Source organism: Stenotrophomonas sp. FW305-C-20-S1 (assembly GCF_058783335.1).
On record NZ_JBYTEK010000002.1, the window covers coordinates 216,911 to 232,144 of the forward strand.

Below are 15,234 nucleotides of genomic sequence, written 5' to 3' on the forward strand. Positions count from 1 at the left end.
CCTTTACTCGTCGTCGCCTTCGTCTTCGCCTTCCTCACGGACGGCTTCGGTCGGCTGGAACTTCTCGCGCAGCTCAGCCTCAAGCTTGGCGGCAACCTGCGGGTTGTCGCGCAGATAGCCACGGGCGTTGTCCTTGCCCTGGCCGATGCGCTCTTCCCCGTAGCTGTACCAGGCACCGGCCTTCTCGACCAGCTTGGCTTCGACACCCATATCGATCAGCTCGCCTTCGCGGCTGATGCCTTCGCCGTACAGGATCTCGGTGATGACCTGCTTGAACGGGGGCGCCAGCTTGTTCTTGACGACCTTGATCTTGGTCTGGTTGCCGATGATCTCGTCGCCCTTCTTGATCGCGCCGATACGGCGGATGTCCAGGCGCACCGAGGCATAGAACTTCAGCGCGTTGCCGCCGGTGGTCACTTCCGGGCTCTGGCCCGGCATCATCACGCCGATCTTCATGCGCAGCTGGTTGATGAACACCACCAGGGTGTTCGAGCGCTTGATGTTGCCGGTCAGCTTGCGCAGCGCCTGGCTCATCAGACGCGCCTGCAGACCCGGCAACTGGTCGCCCATCTCACCTTCGATTTCAGCCTTGGGGGTCAACGCGGCGACCGAGTCGACCACCAGGATGTCCACCGAACCGGAGCGCACCAGCATGTCGGCGATTTCAAGCGCCTGCTCACCGGTATCCGGCTGCGACAGCAGCAGATCGTCGACATTGACGCCCAGCTTGCCTGCGTAGATCGGGTCCAGCGCGTGCTCGGCATCGATGAAGGCGGCGGTGCCACCCAGCTTCTGGCACTCGGCGATGGCCTGCAGGGTCAACGTGGTCTTGCCGGAGGATTCCGGACCGTAGATTTCCACCACGCGGCCCTTGGGCAGGCCACCAATGCCCAATGCGATATCCAGCATCAGAGAACCGGTCGGGATCGCCTCGACGGGCTCGACCACGCGGTCGCCCATGCGCATCACCGAGCCCTTGCCGAACTGCTTTTCGATCTGGCCCAGAGCTGCAGCGAGGGCGCGCTTCTTGTTCTCGTCCATCGGATTGGTCCTTGCAGAGGTCACGTCGTTGGAGGTGCTGTCTTTGGAAGTCTTCTTGGCCATGGGTTCACTTTAAGGCTGGCGTATCGCACAGGCTGAGATTCTGCCCGGCGTTCGGAAAAAAATTATCGGACATCCGTACCAACCTCAGCAGAACCAGAGAATCGCCACAAAAGACCGCGGGAATTGCAGGATGAATCGTCAACGGTTCGGTCGCAGCAGCCCGCAGTACAGGCCCTCGATCGAGAAATCCTGGTCCGGAAGCACGTCAATCGGCTTGTAATCGGGATTGCGCGGCAGCAGGCGGATGCGATCCTTGGCGATCTTCAGCAGCTTGACGGTGATCTCGTCATCGATGCGGGCCACCACGATCTGCCCGGAATGGGCATCGCGGGTCCGGTGCACACCGATCAGGTCGCCATCGAAGATGCCTTCGTCGATCATCGAATCGCCCTGCACTTTCAGCAGGTAGTCCGGTGCCGGCGAGAAGAACACCCGGTCCAGCACCACGAAATCATCCGAGCCGATGTCGGCGCCGATCGGCAGACCCGCAGCAACCCGACCCAGGATCGGCAGACGCAGGACGCTGTCGGGCAGGCCCGGCTCGGCGAGCTTCTCCACCGGCGGTGCCTGCACCAGACGGATGCCGCGGGCCTGGCCCGGCACGCGACGGATCGCCCCGGCCTGCTCCAGCGCCTCCAGGTGATACTGCGCTGCGCGTACGCCCTTGAAGCCGAAGGCACGCGCGATTTCAGTCTGCGAAGGGGGTGCGCCTTCGCTCTCGATACGCTCGGCGATCAACTGCAGGATCGCCTGCTGGGTGTCGGTCAGGTCCATGGTTAGTAGTATTACTACTAACACCCAGGACTGCAAGTGCCGAGGGCGATTCCGGCAGGAGCGAAAGCCGCCGGGCATGGCCCGGCGCTACCGGGAATGCGGCGTGGCTGGTTGGGGGCGGCAAAGGCAGAAGCAGCCGACCCGCGGTCGGCGCTACAGGAATCGCTGCGCGATGCCACGGTTCCCGGCGGGAACCACCGCGGTAATCACACTACGTGTGCTTGCCGCTTCTCCAGATCGAGAACAGGATCCACACCCCGCAGAACCCTGCGCCGATGAAACCGCACACGCCCAGCGCCAGCAGCCAACGGCTGGAAACGCCTCCTACGCTGTGCATCACGATCGAGGAGCCGATGATCAAGGCTGCCGTGACGATCCCCATCACCAGCCGGTTCGCGGCGCGGTTGACCTGGTCGCCGAAGCCCTGCAGCGCGTTGGTCTCGACCTTCAGCTGCAGCCGGCCACGGCGCGCCGCCTGGACCAGCTTGCGCAGGTCCCGCGGCAAATCACCGGCGAAGTCGATCATGCCGAGCAGGCTGCGTCGGCCACGCTTGAACAGCGCCCGCGGCGCATAGCGCTGCAGTACCACCCGCTCCAGGAACGGGCGCGCGGCGCTGGCCATGTCGAAATCCGGGTCGAGCTGGCGGCCCATGCCCTCCAGCGTCAGGAAGGCCTTGATCATCAGCGCCAAGTCTGCCGGCAGGGTCAGGTTGTAGCTGCGCAGCAGCTGGGTGATGTCGCCCAGCATCTGGCCGATGCGCAGGTCCTTCAGCGGCACGCCGCGGTACTGGTCGACGAACAGGCTGATGTCGTGCTGCAACCGGTTCTCGTCCACTTCCACGCCACCGGCCCAGTCCAGCAACACATCGGCCACGCCCTGCGGATCCTGTTCGACCAGACCATGCAGCAGCTGCGCGACCTGGAAGCGACGCACCTCCGACAACGCGCCGACCATGCCGAAATCGATCACGCCGATGCGGCCGTCGCGCAGGTAGATGATGTTGCCCGGGTGCGGATCGGCATGGAAACTACCGTCCTCCAGCACCATCTTCAATACGATGTCGGCGCCACGCCGGGCCAGTTCACGGCGGTCGATGCCGGCCGCATCGACACCGGCCAGATCACGTCCGGCAATGCCGTCGACGAAATCCTGGACATTCAGGCTTTCGCAGGTCCATTGCCAGTGCACCGCCGGAATCAGGATGTCGTCACGGCCCTCGAAGTTGCGCGCGATGCGCTCGGCGTTGCGGCACTCCGCGGCAAAATCCAGCTCGCGGCGCAGCGACACGGTGAACTGCTGCACCACCTCGGCGGGCCGGTAGCGGCGCAGATCCGGCAGCCGAGCCTCAACGATTTCGGCCAGCCGTGCCAGCAGGCGCAGATCGGCTTCAACCACGTCACGGATACCAGGGCGGCGCACCTTCAGCACCACTTCGCGGCCATCACGCAACCGCGCCCGATGGGCCTGGGCCAAGGAAGCGGCCGCCATCGGGGTTTCATCAAGGAAGGCAAACACCTGCGACGGCGGTGCACCGAGATCGGCCTCCAGCTGTTCGCGGATCTTCTCGTAGGGCAATGCGGGGACCGCGTTCTGCAACTCGGAGAGTTCAGCGATCCAGTCCGGCGGCAGCAGGTCGACGCGGGTGGCGAGCACCTGGCCCAGCTTCACGAACGTCGGCCCGAGATCCTGCAGGGCGCTGCGCACGCGCACCGGCGCGGTCATCCGCAGCATTTCCTGCCGCTCCTCGTTCCAGTGCAGCAGGCGGCCGGCACGTTCCAGTACCGTGGCCAGGCCGATGCGCCGCACGACGTCGCCGAAGCCGTAGCGGATCAGGACGGCGGCAATTTCCTGCAGCCGGCCAAGGTCACGGACGGTGCCCAGCGTCTCCCACATCGTTGCCTACTCCGGTTGATTGCCGGAGCAGCATGTCACAGCTGGGCGTCGATGCCGTGCAATGCCGCCGCTACGGTCTGCCGGCGGATGGCTTCACGGTCACCATCGAACTGGAACAGTTCGGCCCGGGCATAGCCGCCACGGCGCTTCCAGCCGATCCAGACACTGCCGACCGGCTTGTCCGGGCTGCCACCGCCCGGCCCTGCGATACCGGTCACCGCCACCGCGATGCCGGCACCGGAATTGACCAGCGCCCCGGAGACCATCTCCAGCACGGCTTCGCGGCTGACCGCACCGAACTGCTCCAGCGTCTGCGCGCGCACGCCGAGCAGGCGCTGCTTGGCTTCGTAGCTGTAAACCACCATGCCGCAGTCGAAGAACGCCGAGGACCCGGCGATGTCGGTCATGCACTTGGCGATCCAGCCGCCGCTGCAGCTTTCAGCAGTCACCAGCTGCAGCGAAGCCTGTTGCAGGCGCTGGCCCAGCGCAGCGGCCTGGGCATTGAGTTCGGCGTCGGTCGGGAAGGCCATCGGGGTAGCTGAAAAGTGAAGAACCTGCACGTTGTACCGCAGATGGCAGGGTGGTGTCGCGGCCGCAGGACATGCCGGCCAACGGCCGGCACTGCCTCACCATTCGGGCAGCTTCTCCGGCAGCAGGGCCCGGATCGGCTCGCCATCGGCGCTGGCCGCCAGCTTCTCGGCCTCGGCGATGGGAAGATCGACCTGCAACAGCCAGCCTTCTTCATCAGCCTCTTCACTGCGCACCACTTCCAATTGGTGCAGGCGAGCGCGAAGGCGGCCGGCACTGGGTGGCAGGCGCAACTCGCCGGTGACGTGCTGCAGACCCAACCGCTTGCCGAGCACGGCCTGCAACAGCTCGATGCCCTGCCCGTCGCGTGCGGAAATCCACACCCGCTCACGCCGCGATTCATCCGGCACGCCGTCCTGGCCGTCGTGGCGCACGTCGGCACCCTCGATGCGGTCGATCTTGTTGAACACCAGCAACTGCGGAAGGTCGCCGGCACCGACGGCGGTCAGCACTTCGTCGACCTGGGCGATGCGCTCCTCGCGGTGCGGATCGGCGGCATCGACAAGGTGCAGCAGGAAATCCGCTTCCCGCGCTTCAGACAGGGTCGAGCGGAAGGCCGCCACCAGGTCATGCGGCAGGTCGCGTACGAAACCAACCGTATCGGCCAGCACGACGTTGCCACCGGGCACGGCGATCCGGCGTACGGTCGGATCCAGGGTGGCGAACAACTGGTCGGCCGCATAGGCCTCGGCGCCGGTCATCGCATTGAACAAGGTCGATTTGCCGGCATTGGTGTAGCCGACCAGGGCCACGCGCGGCAGTTCGCTGCGCACACGCGCACGACGCATCTGGGTGCGCTGTACTTCGACTTTTTCCAGCCGCTTCTGCAGCTGTTCAACCCGCTTCTGCAGCAGGCGACGATCGGTTTCCAGCTGGGTTTCACCCGGGCCGCGCAGGCCGATCGAACCACCACGCTGGCGCTCCAGATGGGTCCAGCCGCGCACCAGCCGTGTCGACATATGCCGCAGCTGGGCCAGCTCGACCTGCAGTTTGCCTTCATGGCTGCGCGCACGCTGGGCAAAGATGTCCAGGATCAGACCGGTACGGTCGATCACCCGGCGCTCGAGGAAACGCTCCAGATTGCGCTCCTGGCCCGGGCTCAACGCGTGGTTGACCAGGATCAGGTCTGCGCCGGTGGCTTCGGCGGCGGCCTTGATCTCATCCAGCTTGCCGCTGCCCATCAGGGTCGACGGGTTGGGGCGATCCAGCCGCGCGGTGATGGTCACCGCGATGCTGGCCCCGGCCGAGCGCGCCAGATCACCGAATTCTTCCAGCACATCGTCTTCCAGCTTGCCGAAATGCGGCTGGATCAACAGGGCGTGTTCGCCCTTTTTCGAGCGGTCAAACATTCACCGCTCCAACATCATTCGTCTGCTTCATCACCCGCCTGACCATCCTCACCTGATTGCACGTACCCACCACCCGGGCCGACCTTGACGTTGCGCGCCGGCACCACGGTGGAAATGGCGTGCTTGTAGACCATCTGGCTGACGGTGTTGCGCAGCAGGACCACGAACTGATCGAACGATTCGATCGTGCCCTGCAGCTTGATGCCGTTGACCAGGTACACCGAAACCGGCACGCGCTCGCGCCGCAGTGCATTCAAGAAAGGATCCTGCAGCGATTGCCCCTTGGACATTGCACACTCCTGATTATTGTTCTTATTGGTAGCCGGCGGTTGCCGCGGCCGCCGAGCCGCTTGCCGGCCCATGATGGTACACGGCCAGCGTCGGTTCAGCGTGCAACGAAGGTCGACACCGCGCCTGCGAGGCGCTCCCCATCCATATGGGGGTCGAACCAGCGCGCATCAAGCTCGCCGCGCAGCCAGGTAAGCTGGCGCTTGGCCAGTTGCCGGGTGGCGAAAATGGACTTGTCCCGGAAGCGGGCCGCGTCCCCGTCCCCGTCCAGGTACTCCCAGGCCTGGCGATACCCCACCGCGCGGACGGCGGGCAGGTCCAGCGGTGCGGCCACCGCCCGCATTTCCGGCAATGCACGCAGGGCGCGCACTTCGTCGAGGAAGCCCTGCGCGAGCATGGCGTCGAAGCGGGCCTCGATGCGCTGGTGCAGGACGGCGCGGTCGCGCGGCGCCAGAATCAGCTTCAACGTGCGCACAGGCAACGGGGCCACCCCGGGGCGGCGCTGCCATTCACTGATCGGCGTGCCGGTCAGCCGGTAGACCTCCAGCGCCCGCTGGATGCGTTGCGGGTCGGTGGCATGGATGCGTGCTGCGGCGGCGGGGTCAACGGCGGCCAGCTCGGCGTGCAGCGCCGCCCAGCCTCGCTCGGCGGCGTCGGCGCTCAACACGGCACGCATCGCCGGGTCGGCCTCCGGCATCGGCGACAGACCCTGCAACAGCGCGCGGAAGTACAGGCCCGTGCCGCCGGCCAGGATCGGAGTCTTGCCTCGGGCGACAATATCGGCCACCACACGGGCGGCGTCGGCAGCGAACTCGGCCGCCGAATAGGTCTGCCAGGGATCACGCAGGTCCAGCAGGTGGTGCGGTGCCTGTGCGCGCTCGGCCGCATCCGGTTTGGCCGACCCGATATCCAGGCCGCGATAGACCAGCGCCGAATCAACGCTGACGATTTCACCGTCCAGCTGCTGCGCCAGCGCGATCGCGGTGGCGGTCTTGCCGCTGGCGGTCGGCCCCATCACGGCGATCGCCAGCGGCCGCTGATCCACTGCCATCAGTCTTCGTCCGGCCAGCGGAGGGTCGGCTTGGCGTCCACCCGCACGGCAGGTACCGCCTCGACCGCCTGCCAGACCTTCAATGCATCGACCGTCGCTGCCACATCGTGCACGCGCACGATACGGGCGCCGCGCTGCACGGCGATCAGGTGTGCGGCCACCGACGCAGCGACACGCTCTGCCGGCGACTGACGACCGGTCAGCTCGCCCAGGCTGCGCTTGCGCGACAGCCCGGCCAGCATCGGCACGCCCAGTTCAAGGAAACGCTCCGAGCGGGCCAGCAGCGTCATGTTGTGGGCCGTGGTCTTGCCGAAGCCGAAGCCGAGGTCGATCACCAGATTCTTCTTGGCGATGCCGGCCATCTCCGCGGCGAACAGCCGCTGCACCAGGAAGCCATGGACCTCGGCGACCACATCGTCGTACTGCGGGTCGGCCTGCATGTGACCCGGTTCGCCCTGCATGTGCATCAGCACCACCGGCACGCCCGCGTCCGCCGCCGCGTGCAGCGCACCGTCCTGGCGCAGGCCGAAGATGTCGTTGATCATCCCGGCGCCTGCAGCAACCGCGGCACGCATCACCTCCGGCTTGAAGGTATCGATGCTGATCGGCACCGCCGTGCGCGCTGCCAGCTGCTCGATGACCGGCATGACACGACGCAGTTCCTCGTCGATCGACACCGGCGCCGCGCCCGGACGGGTCGATTCGCCGCCGATGTCGAGCAGGTCGGCACCCTCCTCCACCAGCTTCAGGCCATGCGCGACCGCCGCCTCGGTGGTGTCATGGGCACCACCATCGGAGAACGAATCCGGGGTGACGTTGACGATACCCATGACCCGGGCACGGTCCAGGCGCAGGATGCGGCCGGCGCAATCGAGCTGGGGCGAGATGTCGAACATGGCAGATCCTGCGGGCAACGAAGGTTAGTTTAAGGCGGCGGGGCTGCGCCCTGCACCCGCAGAGGCGGTAGTGCCGGCCGCTGGCCGGCAAGCTCAACAACAGCAACAGCGGCAACAGCGGGCTATCCGTGGGATGGCGGGACGGTGTCGGATTGCGGGGGCGTGAGCCGCATGGATGCGGCGACCGAGCTTACATGGACGTACTTGCAGCGCCCCCCGCAACCGGACCCACCCCGCCATCCCACAGAATGCCGCAGTTGCTTTTGCTGTTGAGGTTGCCGGCCAGCGGCCGGCACTACCGCTTCGGCGGGTGCAGGGCGCCGCCCTGCCGGCAAACCTCACCGCTGCCGGCGACGCTTCCGGTCCACGTACAGCGTCTTGATGATGCTCAGCAGGATACCCACCGCGATACCCACGCCACAGCCGAGCAGCAGATTGTCCACGGTCAGGCCGACAGCGACGCCGACTACGGTGGCGATCACCATCTCGGCGGTGTGGGAAATCGGTTCAGGCTTGGGGGCGGACATGCGGACTCCAGCGGACTGTCAGGATCGGATGGGCCGGGGCCCGGAAACAACAAGGCCGGGTTGCCCCGGCCTCGTCTTGCATTGCGTACGGCAGGCCGTCAGATCGATTCGGCCGGACCGGCGATCGGCGGCAACGGACGGGCATCGCCGCCCTTGTCGTTGTTGCCGCCATCCTTGTTGGACTTGTTCCAGCCCATCGGCGGCGGCGGATCACGACCTTCCATGATCGCGTCGATCTGCGGCGCATCGATGGTTTCGTACTGCAGCAGCAGCTGCGACATCGTATGCAGCTTGTCGATGTTCTCGGTCAGCAGCTCGGTGGTGCGGGCGTACGCCTTGTCGAGGATGTTGCGCACTTCCTCGTCGATGCGACGGGCAGTGTCGTTGGACACGCTCTTGTGCTGGGTCACCGAACGACCCAGGAACACCTCATCGTCCTCTTCGCCATAGGCGATCGGGCCGAGCTGCTCGGACAGGCCCCACTTGGTGACCATGTTGCGGGCCATCTTGGTGGCACGCTCGATGTCATTGGACGCACCGGTGGTGACCTTGTCGGTACCGAAGATCAGTTCTTCCGCCACGCGGCCACCGTACAGCGAGCACAGCTGCGACTGGATCGCCACGCGGTTCATCGAGTACTTGTCGCCTTCCGGCAGGTACATGGTCACGCCCAGCGCACGGCCGCGCGGAATGATCGTGACCTTGTAGACCGGGTCATGTTCCGGCACCAGGCGGCCAACGATGGCATGGCCGGCTTCATGGTAGGCGGTGAGGGTCTTCTCCTCCTCGCTCATGGCCATCGAGCGGCGCTCGGCACCCATCAGGATCTTGTCGCGGGCACGATCAAAGTGGTCCATGCGGACCTCCTTCTCGTTGCCACGAGCCGCGAACAGGGCGGCCTCGTTGCAGAGGTTGGCCAGGTCGGCACCGGAGAAGCCCGGGGTACCACGCGCGATCACCATCGGCACGACGTCGTCGGCCAGCGGCAGCTTGCGCATGTGCACCTTGAGAATGTGCTCGCGGCCCTTCACGTCCGGCAGACCGACCACCACCTGGCGGTCGAAGCGGCCCGGACGCAGCAGCGCCGGGTCCAGCACGTCAGGACGGTTGGTGGCGGCGATCACGATCACGCCTTCGCCGCCTTCGAAACCGTCCATCTCGACCAGCAGCTGGTTCAGGGTCTGCTCGCGCTCGTCATGACCGCCGCCCAGGCCGGCACCACGGTGGCGACCGACGGCGTCGATTTCATCGATGAAGATGATGCACGGCGCGTGCTTCTTGGCCTGCTCGAACATGTCGCGCACTCGGCTGGCGCCGACGCCGACGAACATTTCCACGAAGTCCGAACCGGAGATCGAGAAGAACGGCACCTTGGCTTCGCCGGCGATGGCCTTGGCCAGCAGCGTCTTGCCGGTACCCGGAGGGCCGACCATCAGCACGCCGCGCGGGATCTTGCCGCCGAGCTTGGTGAACTTGGACGGGTCACGCAGGAAATCGACCAGTTCGCCGACCTCTTCCTTGGCCTCGTCGCAACCGGCAACATCGGCGAAGGTGACCTTGATCTGGTCTTCGCCCTGCAGCTTGGCGCGCGACTTGCCGAAGGACATTGCGCCCTTGGCACCGCCGCCACCGCCCTGCATCTGCCGCATGATGAACAGCCAGAAGCCGATGATCAGGATGACCGGCAGGAAATTCATCAGGATCGCGCCGAGGGAGATGCCGCTGGACGGCTCTTCCTGCACGATCTCGACGTTCTTGGTGCGCAGCACGTTGATCAGGTCGCGATCGAACGGCGCGGTGATGGTGGACGACTGTCCACCACGGGTGGTGTAGGTGATCTGGCTGGTACCGCCGCGCGTATCGCCGCCGAAGGCGACCTTCTGCACGTTGCCGGTGTCCACCTGGTCCAGGAACTGCGAGTACGAAGCGCCCTGCGCCCCGGCCCCCGAGGTCTTGGGCGAGAAGCTCTGGAAGACCACCATCAGCACGACGGCGACGACCACCCATAGCAGGAGGTTCTTGGTCAAGTCGTTCATCCTCATTGGCTCCGGTGTTCCTCTTAGTGCTGGCGTTGCGTTGGGGTCGAACTTACGGGGTCGAGCTTACTTCATGTGGGCGCGTTTTCCCTGACCCAAGGCATACACCTCGGGAGAGCGCTTGCGCGAGGCTTCCGGCTTGCGGATGGAGACCTTGTCGTACCGGCGGCGCATGTCGCGCACGTAGTCGTCAAAGCCTTCGCCCTGGAACAGCTTGATCAGGAACGCCCCACCAGTCTTGAGGTGGTTGTCGGCAAAATCCATGGCCAGCTCCGCCAGGTGCATCATCCGCGGCTGGTCGACCGCGTCCACACCACTCTTATTGGGGGCCATGTCCGACAGCACAAGGTCTACCGGCTGATCCCCGAGCATGGCTTCAAACTGCGATAGGACGGTTTCTTCCCTGAAGTCACCGTGAAGGAACTCCACGCCGGCCAGCGGCGGCATGTCCAGGATGTCCAGGGCCAGCACGCGGCCGGTATCGCCGATCTGTCTCCGCACCTGCTGAGACCAGCCACCCGGGGCCGCGCCGAGGTCGACCACCACCATGTGCGGCTTCAGCAGGCGGTCACGTTCGAGCAGTTCTTCAAGCTTGTAGGCCGCACGGGAGCGCATGCCTTCGGCCTGGGCCTTCTTCACGAAGGGATCGGAGAAGTGTTCCTTGAGCCAGCGCTGGCTGCTTTTGCTGCGGGTAGCCATTGGAAATAGGGGCTGATGGGGTCGCCATGATACCCTGATCGTTCCATTCAACCGTGTTTTCTGCATGCCCACTGCCTTGACCCCTTCCCAGACCCGTTTCCTGCGCGGCCAAGCCCACGACCTGAAGGCCCTGCTGCAGACCGGCGGCAAGGGCGTCACTCCGGCCTTCCTGACCGAGCTGAACGAAGTGCTGGAACGCCACGAACTGGTCAAGGTGAAGGTTGCCGCCGAAGACCGTGACGCCCGCGACGTGATGATCGGCGAGATCGTGCAGGCCACCGACAGTGCGCTGGTGCAGCGTATCGGCCATGTGGCCGTGCTGTATCGCCCGAGCAAGGAACACCGCCAGATCGTGCTGCCGCGCGGCTGATCGGACCCTGCCATGCAGCTGAACCACGAACTGCCCGACTACGCCTACAGCCTGCGCGCCGCTGACGGTCGCTCGGCACGGGTGAATGATCGCGTTCTGGGCAACAGCTTCTTCCTGACCCCGGACCAGCTGGTCGAACAGTGGCCGGTGACCGATGTCGCGGCGCTGCAGGTGGCTGACCTGGAGCCGATCCTGGCACTGAAGCCGGCGCTGATACTGCTCGGCACCGGAGAGCGCCAGGCGTTCCCGCCGGCGGTTGTCATGGCCGCCTGCCTGTCGCGAGGCATCGGACTGGAAGTGATGAACAATCCGGCTGCCGCACGCACCTTCAACATCCTTGCCGGCGAAGGCCGCAAGGTGGCGGCCGCCTTCATCCTGGAAGGCTGAGGCCCGAGATCGCCGGGCATGGCCCGGCGCTACCTGAAACACACGTTGCGCATATGCAAGCGTCCGAGCCCATGCTTGGGCAGCGCTCCATTGCGGCGTACAGCCGCCGGGCATGGCCCGGCGCTACCCGTATCTGCCCGCGCTAGCGCGCCGGCAGATACTGCTGCGGGTCGACCGGCTTGCCGTTGTAGCGGGTGAGCCGAGGGCGCTTGCGGCCCATGGGACGCGCCCTTGGCGAACGCCCGGCGCGCTGCGCCGGGCCGGGGATCCGCCCGGAGAAAGAGCGGCCGGTTACTTCGCCGGCAGATATTGCTGCGGGTCGACCGGCTTGCCGTTGTAGCGGATCTCGAAGTGCAGCATGTCCCGGTTGGCGCCGGTACGGCCCATCTCGGCGATCTGCTCGCCGGCCTTCACGCTCTGCCCTTCATTGACCAGGCGCTTGCGGTTGTGGCCATAGGCCGACAGCCACTGGTCGCTGTGCTTGATGATGATCAGCTCGCCATAGCCGACCAGGCCGGCGCCGGAATACACCACCACGCCATTGGCCGTGGCCTTCACCGGAGCGCCGCTGGTGCCGGCGATGTCCACGCCCTGCTTGGTTGCATCGCCGGCCACGTAGCGGCCCACGACTGCGCCATCGGCCGGCCAGCGCCAGGCGATGTTGCTCTTGACCGGACCGGCCGGACCCGGCGTCGGCGCGGTACTGCCGCCAGACGTGCTGCCAGCCGGACGCGGCGCGGTGACCACGGTGGTCGGCGCACGACCGCCACCGGAACCGGCCGGATACAGGCGGATCACCTGCCCCGGGTAAATGGTCGACGGGTTGTCCAGGTTGTTCCAGGCGATCAGGTCGGCCGGCGTGATGTCGTGGATGCGGGCCAGCGCATAGATGGTGTCGCCCTTGCGCACGACCACCGTCTGCCCCGGCTTGGGCACCGACGTCTTCGGCGTGCTGACGCCACTGCTGCCGCCGCCACTGGGCCGGACCACGGTGGCGGTGCCACAGGCGGCCAGGGTGGATACCAGCAACGCCAGCGCGCCGATGCGCACTCCCTTGCTCAGACGATCTGCACTCATGCGAACTTCGACCTCCATACAAGCCAGGCGATCAGCACCACCACCAACGCGGTGGCGATCCAGCCCAGCGGTTCAATCCATCGGCGCAGCGCTGCTTCGGCGCGCGCACCACCGATACGGATGACCGCAGCCAGCACGAACACGCGCTTGCCACGACCGATCAACATGCTCAACAGGTACTGCGGCATCGGCACGCCGACGATACCCGATGCCCACGTGAAGACCTTCATCGGAATCGGCATGAAGCCGCCCAGCACCAGGAAGGTGAACACCGCCCAGGGCGACTCCACCATCTTGGCCTGCACGGTAGCAATGCCCTGCTCGATCGCCGGCAACATGCCCAGCGCCTCGAACACCGGCTTGACCGCTTCGAATGCATAGTGGCCCAGCGCGTAGCCGATCAGCGCGCCGACCATCGAGCCGGCCAGGCTGAGGGTGGCGAACCACCAGCCGCGCTTGGGCTGGGCCACGCACATCGGCGCCAGCATCACTTCCGGCATCACCGGGAAGATGATGGCTTCGAAAAAGCTCAGCACCATCAGATAAGTCGGCGCGCGCTCATGCGCAGCCCACTTCATTGCCCGCTCGTACAGCGGCCCGAAAATCTTCATGCAACCCTGCTCCGTGGATTCAATCGAGCATGCCAGACAGCAGCGGCACGAAGGTGACCGGCGCCAGCACGCGTTGTTCGATGCTGCCGTCATCCTTGCGGTCGAGCTGCACCAGCGACTGTGCGCCGGCGCCACCGACCGGGGCGACCAGGCGGCCACCTGCAGCCAGCTGCTCGACCAGCGCATCGACCAGTGCCGGTGCGGCGGCGGTAACCACGATGGCGTCGAACGGGCCATGCTCGGCCCAGCCCACGCGGCCGTCGTCGTGCTTGGTACGGATGTTCATGCCCAGCGCGCGGAACCGCTTGCGCGCCTGCCGCAGCAGGTCACCGATGCGCTCGACGGTATAGACCTCCAGCCCCAGCGCACCAAGCACGGCGGCCTGATAGCCGGAGCCGGTACCCACTTCGAGCACCTTCTTCGGCGCCACCTGCAGAACGGCCTCGGTCATCCGCGCCACCACCCACGGCTGGGAAATGGTCTGGCCGTGGCCGATCGGCAGCGCGGTGTCTTCATATGCGCGCGAGGCCAGGGCCTCATCGATGAACAGATGGCGCGGCACCACCCGGATCGCGTTCAGCGTCGACTCGTCGACGATGCCGGCTTCGCGCAGGCGGTCGACCAGGCGATCGCGCACGCGCTGCGATGTCATGCCGATGCCGACTGCTTCCGGCTGCAGGCGCAGGCGTGGGCTCATGCCGGCCGGTCCAGCGCGGCGCTGAGGCCGCCGACCCAGCTGGCGACCTTTTCCAGTGCCTGGTAGCGGGTCAGGTCAACCTGGATCGGGGTGATCGAAATGTGGCCGGTGCGCACCGCATGGAAATCGGTGCCCGGGCCGGAGTCCTGCTCGCGGCCGGCCGGACCGATCCAGTACACCTCGTTGCCGCGCGGGTCTTTCTGCGCGATGCAGCCCTCGGCGCGATGACGGTTGCCCAGGCGGGTGACTTCGAAGCCCTTGACCTCGCTCCACGGCAGGTCCGGCACATTGACGTTGAGGATGGTGTCGGCCGGCAGCGGATCGGCCTTGAGGCGGGCAACAATCTCCACTGCGGCACGCGCCGCCGTCTCGAAATGCCTGGGGTCGTGGTTACGGGTCACCAGCGACACCGCCACTGCAGGCAGGCCGAGGAAACGACCTTCCATCGCCGCCGAGACGGTGCCGGAATAGATCACGTCGTCGCCGAGGTTGGCGGCATTGTTGATACCGGACACGACAATGTCAGGCTCGAATTCGAGCAGGCCGGTCAGTGCAAGGTGCACGCAGTCGGTGGGCGTGCCGGCCACCGACACGGTGTAGTGGTCGATGCGCTTGAGCCGGATCGGCAGATCCAGGGTCAGCGAATTGCTGGCACCGGAGCGGTCGCGGTCGGGTGCGACCACCGTGACTTCGTGCCCGGCCTCGCGCAGCACGGATGCAAGCATCCGGATGCCCGCCGCGTCGACACCGTCATCATTGCTGACCAGGATGCGCATCTTCGATTTAACCGCTTGATTTTCCAAGAATTCGATCCCGTCACCTTGCAACGTGGGCGAAGCCGGCCCGTCTCCTCCGGGGAGGCGGCAGCTCCGCAAGTGCGCCGACT

Annotated in this window: 17 protein-coding genes; 2 read left to right on the top strand and 15 right to left on the bottom strand. The window is 66.0% G+C overall.

Translation table 11 applies throughout. The annotated features are described in order from the left end of the window. Nucleotides 1-3: 3 nt before the first annotated feature. The 11 genes from recA to rlmE form a co-directional block, all read right to left on the bottom strand. Nucleotides 4-1,041 (bottom strand): recombinase RecA, encoded by a 1,038-nt coding sequence (gene recA, locus AC3WTC_RS02680; RefSeq protein WP_025878921.1) that lies wholly within the window; start codon nt 1,039-1,041, stop codon nt 4-6. 201 nt (nt 1,042-1,242) lie between these two features. Beyond that, nucleotides 1,243-1,878: a transcriptional repressor LexA gene (gene lexA / locus AC3WTC_RS02685; RefSeq protein ID WP_025878920.1), complete on the bottom strand. Its 636-nt coding sequence runs from the start codon at nt 1,876-1,878 to the stop codon at nt 1,243-1,245. A gap of 211 nt (nt 1,879-2,089) precedes the next feature. Further along, entirely contained in the window at nt 2,090-3,772 is a 1,683-nt protein-coding gene (ubiB, locus tag AC3WTC_RS02690) for a 2-polyprenylphenol 6-hydroxylase (RefSeq protein ID WP_180831330.1), read from the bottom strand. 35 nt (nt 3,773-3,807) lie between these two features. Then, complete coding sequence (locus tag AC3WTC_RS02695) at nt 3,808-4,302, bottom strand: CinA family protein (protein WP_025878918.1); 495 nt, start codon at nt 4,300-4,302, stop codon at nt 3,808-3,810. A gap of 96 nt (nt 4,303-4,398) precedes the next feature. Then, a complete protein-coding gene (gene hflX / locus AC3WTC_RS02700) occupies nt 4,399-5,709 on the bottom strand; it encodes a ribosome rescue GTPase HflX (RefSeq protein ID WP_492710426.1) in 1,311 nt (436 codons plus the stop codon). A gap of 14 nt (nt 5,710-5,723) precedes the next feature. Next, nucleotides 5,724-5,999, bottom strand: coding sequence for an RNA chaperone Hfq (hfq, locus tag AC3WTC_RS02705; protein ID WP_025878916.1), 276 nt, complete (start codon nt 5,997-5,999; stop codon nt 5,724-5,726). Between the two features lie 95 nt (nt 6,000-6,094). Further along, entirely contained in the window at nt 6,095-7,048 is a 954-nt protein-coding gene (gene miaA / locus AC3WTC_RS02710) for a tRNA (adenosine(37)-N6)-dimethylallyltransferase MiaA (protein WP_492710428.1), read from the bottom strand. Beyond that, the gene (gene folP, locus AC3WTC_RS02715) at nt 7,048-7,944 is read right to left on the bottom strand and encodes a dihydropteroate synthase (protein ID WP_492710430.1); all 897 of its coding nucleotides are present in this window, start codon (nt 7,942-7,944) and stop codon (nt 7,048-7,050) included. The genes miaA and folP overlap by 1 nt, the downstream gene beginning before the upstream one ends. A 338-nt stretch (nt 7,945-8,282) precedes the next feature. Then, nucleotides 8,283-8,471 carry a hypothetical protein gene (locus AC3WTC_RS02720; protein ID WP_025878913.1) on the bottom strand — a complete coding sequence of 63 codons (189 nt, stop codon included), beginning with the start codon at nt 8,469-8,471 and terminating at the stop codon, nt 8,283-8,285. A gap of 98 nt (nt 8,472-8,569) precedes the next feature. Then, nucleotides 8,570-10,507 carry an ATP-dependent zinc metalloprotease FtsH gene (ftsH, locus tag AC3WTC_RS02725; protein WP_025878912.1) on the bottom strand — a complete coding sequence of 646 codons (1,938 nt, stop codon included), beginning with the start codon at nt 10,505-10,507 and terminating at the stop codon, nt 8,570-8,572. 66 nt (nt 10,508-10,573) lie between these two features. Then, a complete protein-coding gene (gene rlmE, locus AC3WTC_RS02730) occupies nt 10,574-11,206 on the bottom strand; it encodes a 23S rRNA (uridine(2552)-2'-O)-methyltransferase RlmE (RefSeq protein ID WP_025878911.1) in 633 nt (210 codons plus the stop codon). Nucleotides 11,207-11,270: 64 nt separating this feature from the next. On the opposite strand from rlmE, the gene yhbY reads away from it, so the two are divergent. Both yhbY and AC3WTC_RS02740 read left to right on the top strand, forming a co-directional pair. Beyond that, nucleotides 11,271-11,576 (top strand): ribosome assembly RNA-binding protein YhbY, encoded by a 306-nt coding sequence (yhbY, locus tag AC3WTC_RS02735; RefSeq protein WP_025878910.1) that lies wholly within the window; start codon nt 11,271-11,273, stop codon nt 11,574-11,576. Between the two features lie 12 nt (nt 11,577-11,588). Continuing rightward, entirely contained in the window at nt 11,589-11,963 is a 375-nt protein-coding gene (locus AC3WTC_RS02740) for an Mth938-like domain-containing protein (RefSeq protein WP_032976512.1), read from the top strand. Nucleotides 11,964-12,254: 291 nt separating this feature from the next. On the opposite strand, the gene AC3WTC_RS02745 is transcribed toward AC3WTC_RS02740, so the two are convergent. From AC3WTC_RS02745 to surE, 4 genes are read right to left on the bottom strand one after another with little or no spacing between them, the layout of a single operon-like run. Then, nucleotides 12,255-13,040, bottom strand: coding sequence for a peptidoglycan DD-metalloendopeptidase family protein (locus AC3WTC_RS02745; protein WP_032976511.1), 786 nt, complete (start codon nt 13,038-13,040; stop codon nt 12,255-12,257). Next, nucleotides 13,037-13,651 (bottom strand): YqaA family protein, encoded by a 615-nt coding sequence (locus AC3WTC_RS02750; protein WP_025878907.1) that lies wholly within the window; start codon nt 13,649-13,651, stop codon nt 13,037-13,039. Before AC3WTC_RS02750 ends, AC3WTC_RS02745 begins: the two co-directional genes overlap by 4 nt. 19 nt (nt 13,652-13,670) lie before the next feature. Then, nucleotides 13,671-14,348: a protein-L-isoaspartate(D-aspartate) O-methyltransferase gene (locus AC3WTC_RS02755; protein WP_025878906.1), complete on the bottom strand. Its 678-nt coding sequence runs from the start codon at nt 14,346-14,348 to the stop codon at nt 13,671-13,673. Next, on the bottom strand, nt 14,345-15,124 hold the full coding sequence (gene surE / locus AC3WTC_RS02760; protein ID WP_033830802.1) for a 5'/3'-nucleotidase SurE: 780 nt from the start codon (nt 15,122-15,124) through the stop codon (nt 14,345-14,347). Before surE ends, AC3WTC_RS02755 begins: the two co-directional genes overlap by 4 nt. Nucleotides 15,125-15,234 lie beyond the last annotated feature (110 nt).

Excerpts from the sequence above, each read along its gene's own strand:
- recA (WP_025878921.1), bottom strand. The coding sequence starts at position 1,041 with ATGGACGAGAACAAGAAGCGCGCCCTCGCTGCAGCTCTGGGCCAGATC.
- lexA (WP_025878920.1), bottom strand. The coding sequence starts at position 1,878 with ATGGACCTGACCGACACCCAGCAGGCGATCCTGCAGTTGATCGCCGAG.
- ubiB (WP_180831330.1), bottom strand. The coding sequence starts at position 3,772 with ATGTGGGAGACGCTGGGCACCGTCCGTGACCTTGGCCGGCTGCAGGAA.
- AC3WTC_RS02695 (WP_025878918.1), bottom strand. The coding sequence starts at position 4,302 with ATGGCCTTCCCGACCGACGCCGAACTCAATGCCCAGGCCGCTGCGCTG.
- hflX (WP_492710426.1), bottom strand. The coding sequence starts at position 5,709 with ATGTTTGACCGCTCGAAAAAGGGCGAACACGCCCTGTTGATCCAGCCG.
- hfq (WP_025878916.1), bottom strand. The coding sequence starts at position 5,999 with ATGTCCAAGGGGCAATCGCTGCAGGATCCTTTCTTGAATGCACTGCGG.
- miaA (WP_492710428.1), bottom strand. The coding sequence starts at position 7,048 with ATGGCAGTGGATCAGCGGCCGCTGGCGATCGCCGTGATGGGGCCGACC.
- folP (WP_492710430.1), bottom strand. The coding sequence starts at position 7,944 with ATGTTCGACATCTCGCCCCAGCTCGATTGCGCCGGCCGCATCCTGCGC.
- AC3WTC_RS02720 (WP_025878913.1), bottom strand. The coding sequence starts at position 8,471 with ATGTCCGCCCCCAAGCCTGAACCGATTTCCCACACCGCCGAGATGGTG.
- ftsH (WP_025878912.1), bottom strand. The coding sequence starts at position 10,507 with ATGAACGACTTGACCAAGAACCTCCTGCTATGGGTGGTCGTCGCCGTC.
- rlmE (WP_025878911.1), bottom strand. The coding sequence starts at position 11,206 with ATGGCTACCCGCAGCAAAAGCAGCCAGCGCTGGCTCAAGGAACACTTC.
- yhbY (WP_025878910.1), top strand. The coding sequence starts at position 11,271 with ATGCCCACTGCCTTGACCCCTTCCCAGACCCGTTTCCTGCGCGGCCAA.
- AC3WTC_RS02740 (WP_032976512.1), top strand. The coding sequence starts at position 11,589 with ATGCAGCTGAACCACGAACTGCCCGACTACGCCTACAGCCTGCGCGCC.
- AC3WTC_RS02745 (WP_032976511.1), bottom strand. The coding sequence starts at position 13,040 with ATGAGTGCAGATCGTCTGAGCAAGGGAGTGCGCATCGGCGCGCTGGCG.
- AC3WTC_RS02750 (WP_025878907.1), bottom strand. The coding sequence starts at position 13,651 with ATGAAGATTTTCGGGCCGCTGTACGAGCGGGCAATGAAGTGGGCTGCG.
- AC3WTC_RS02755 (WP_025878906.1), bottom strand. The coding sequence starts at position 14,348 with ATGAGCCCACGCCTGCGCCTGCAGCCGGAAGCAGTCGGCATCGGCATG.
- surE (WP_033830802.1), bottom strand. The coding sequence starts at position 15,124 with ATGCGCATCCTGGTCAGCAATGATGACGGTGTCGACGCGGCGGGCATC.